This window comes from Paraburkholderia sp. SIMBA_027, from assembly GCF_046535315.1.
Lineage (GTDB): Bacteria > Pseudomonadota > Gammaproteobacteria > Burkholderiales > Burkholderiaceae > Paraburkholderia > Paraburkholderia tropica.
Genome location: NZ_JAWRWY010000052.1, coordinates 1 through 2,744, shown reverse-complemented (window position 1 = coordinate 2,744; position 2,744 = coordinate 1). Strand labels below are relative to the sequence as shown.

Sequence of the window (2,744 nt, the reverse complement as noted above, 5' to 3'; positions counted from 1 at the left end):
TTGCTGCCCCATCGATGGCAGCCGAAACAGGCCAACGAATAACCTCGCGCTTCAAGACGGGATCGCTGGCCGCTTACGCTCGACCACCTCACGATCTCGGTCATTCGTCAGTCGATGCACGAGCAGCGTTCCCATCTGGCTCAGAACACCTTCCGTGATATCGCGCGGCCGCTGGGTCGCCAAGCAAATATTCAACCCATACTTCCGCCCTTCCTTTGCAATCAATTCAAAGGCGTCAAGGTTAAGCGCGAAGTCTTCTGCACCAACAGACTTTCCAAGGAAGTTGTGTGCCTCGTCCAAGATGACGAGCATAGGGCTGCTTCGGAATGCGTCTGCACGCGCTCGTCGAAGCAACATCCTACCGATAGCGTTCGCAATTACCTCGCGAGCAGAGAACTCGTAACCAATCGAGCTCATACAAACGCGCAGCACCGAAGCGTCACCGCTAAGAAATTCGTCGATGCATCCCGACAAGGTTTGCTTGTCAGGCGCGTCTGCGAACACGCAAGAAAGCGACTCGGACCCGATAACTCCAATAATGCGCGTCAATAGCGACGAACAGTACGAGAGCTCATTCGACGGGCCTCCCCATTGAGAAGAGTCACGATCTTTTTCAGGGAAGCAACATTCTTCGACGATCTGCCTGACAAGTTGTTTAATGTCAAATGGTTGGCTAGGGTTATCGACCAACGCGGCATTGTTCGACTGCTTCAGCGCTCTTCGGTAAGCAACCTTCGAAGCATTCACCTTCTTCACGTAGCCATCTGGAGCGACCTCGGGTGCAAGCGCTGCCAACCGAAGACTTTTCATCGCTTCACGGAGTTTTGGGCCTTGGGTCTTTCCAGAGGGCTGGAACAACGCAATAAAGTCCCCTTCAGTGAAGTCCGTAGGCGGTATTACGATCTCTTTGGACATCGGTGCTTGATGCAGTGGGGTGCCCAGATGCCGGTGCAGTACATCGTCGCCAACAATTGACCGGTACTCGCCTGTTGCGTCGAGCAAAATTATCTTCGCTTTGTAGCGGCGGCATTCCTCGACAATCTTTGCGGTTGTCCAACTCTTCCCGCCCCCGGTCGAGCCTAAGATTGCGCAATGGCGCCCGAATAGCTTCTCAGGAGTGACCTCGATGGGGAACCCACCATCACCGGATACGACGCCGAGGGACAGGGTAACTTTCGGCGGGCTCTCGTCGATCCCACCTCCAGTTAAACGGGGTATGCGCGAAACAAAGTCACCGGGGGCGGAGAAAACACGATCACCTAGGCGCGGATATGCCGCAATTCCAGCCTGTACTCGTAGTGAAACGGGATGCACCGACCCGAGTAGGCGGATCACGCCAATCGCATCAATCTTCGCAGTTCCGCCAAAATCCTGAGTAATTTCGTCCCGGTCTCTATCGGGTAGCGAAACTTCAGTCACGCGTCCGAGAAGCATTGTTTGCTGGGCTTCAATCAAGACAAGTTCGCCCACTTCGCCCCGGCCGTAACGATGAGAGCGAAGATACTGACCACTCACCTCGCCAGCATGAGCGAGGTTGACCTTCACGCCGTTTGCGGTGACGCTCGAGACAACACCGACGCGTAGATTGTTCTGCAGTAGCCCTGAGCTAAGTGAATCGTCAATCACGCCCCACTCCCAGCCGTCGAATCGCATTAGCAAGTTGCTCAGCAGGTGATACTGCCTGCAAGGAAGGGATAAGGTTCACGACATCGGCAAACGAACCGCCAATGAAATGAATATCGAAACCTTTCGAGGCAAGATCGCTGAACTTCTTCCAGTACACGCTAGAGCCGTGAAAACCTTGGTTGTTCAAGTGCTCAATGCAGCGGTGGTCCGTCAGTATGAGCTTCAGACTGGGGTTCGACTGGATAGCAGACAGAATCGGCTCCGACAAATGGTCATCGTTGAAGCCGAATCCAGACATAACCAGGCAAGTATTGGGCTGCCGCAGGAAGTCTAAAAACCTGGATAGCAACTCCAGATGAGGCTGGATGAACGCTTGCTGATATTTTCCTTTGGCCGGATAAATCAGGCATACCCGACTGGGGTCCGGTGCGCTTGACTCGAAGACTTCATTGCCCTGGCGCTCCCAACTAACCGATCCATGAAGTTTGTGCAGCTGGAAAACACCTTCAACGAACTCCTGCCGGTCTGTTTCACGGCGCACAACATCGTAAGCAAAGTGTCGACCATCAAACCTACGACCCCGGGTGTACGAAAACCCGTCGACGACCATCATCCCGAGTTCTGCGGCGGCAGTCTCGAAACACATGTCGTAGTTGGTTGTGAATACTCTCAATCGAGGGTCACGAACCCTACGCCGCGCAAGCTTTTGGAGAAGATGTCTGTACGCTGAGATGTCGGAACTCGGGTCGAGAAGGAACTCACTGCAGAGCCCAAGGATCTTCTGTTTGACTTCGATTAAGAAATTCGCGACCTCTTCGTCATCAGTGAAAGCGAGATACGCGTCACATTGCGAAAGGAAATGTTCAATGTTTGGATTCTTGCGCTCGGCGTATCGGACCTTGTCGCAAACAGCCTGCGCGGTCGCAGTCAGATCGCCAGTCTTTTCGCCTGAACACATTGCCTCAAGCCACAGGGTCCACATGCTAGGACCTCGCGGCGGACCAAGCGATGTCCCGCTTCCTGCAAAAAACCCTAGACTAGCAGGCTGTTGAAGTATCCCCCTCGTGGCGTGACGGTAGCTTTCCCAAGAGTTTCTGCTCCGATTCGGGGGGGGGATT

2 protein-coding genes are annotated in these 2,744 nt (G+C 54.0%); both read right to left on the bottom strand.

Annotated elements, in window-relative coordinates; genetic code table 11:
- Window positions 1–51: 51 nt before the first annotated feature.
- Window positions 52–1,653: an ATP-binding protein gene (locus SB764_RS37985; RefSeq protein WP_410866460.1), complete on the bottom strand. Its 1,602-nt coding sequence runs from the start codon at window positions 1,651–1,653 to the stop codon at window positions 52–54.
- Complete coding sequence (locus SB764_RS37980; RefSeq protein WP_410866459.1) at window positions 1,619–2,608, bottom strand: SIR2 family protein; 990 nt, start codon at window positions 2,606–2,608, stop codon at window positions 1,619–1,621. Before SB764_RS37980 ends, SB764_RS37985 begins: the two co-directional genes overlap by 35 nt.
- Between the last annotated feature and the right edge of the window lie 136 nt (window positions 2,609–2,744).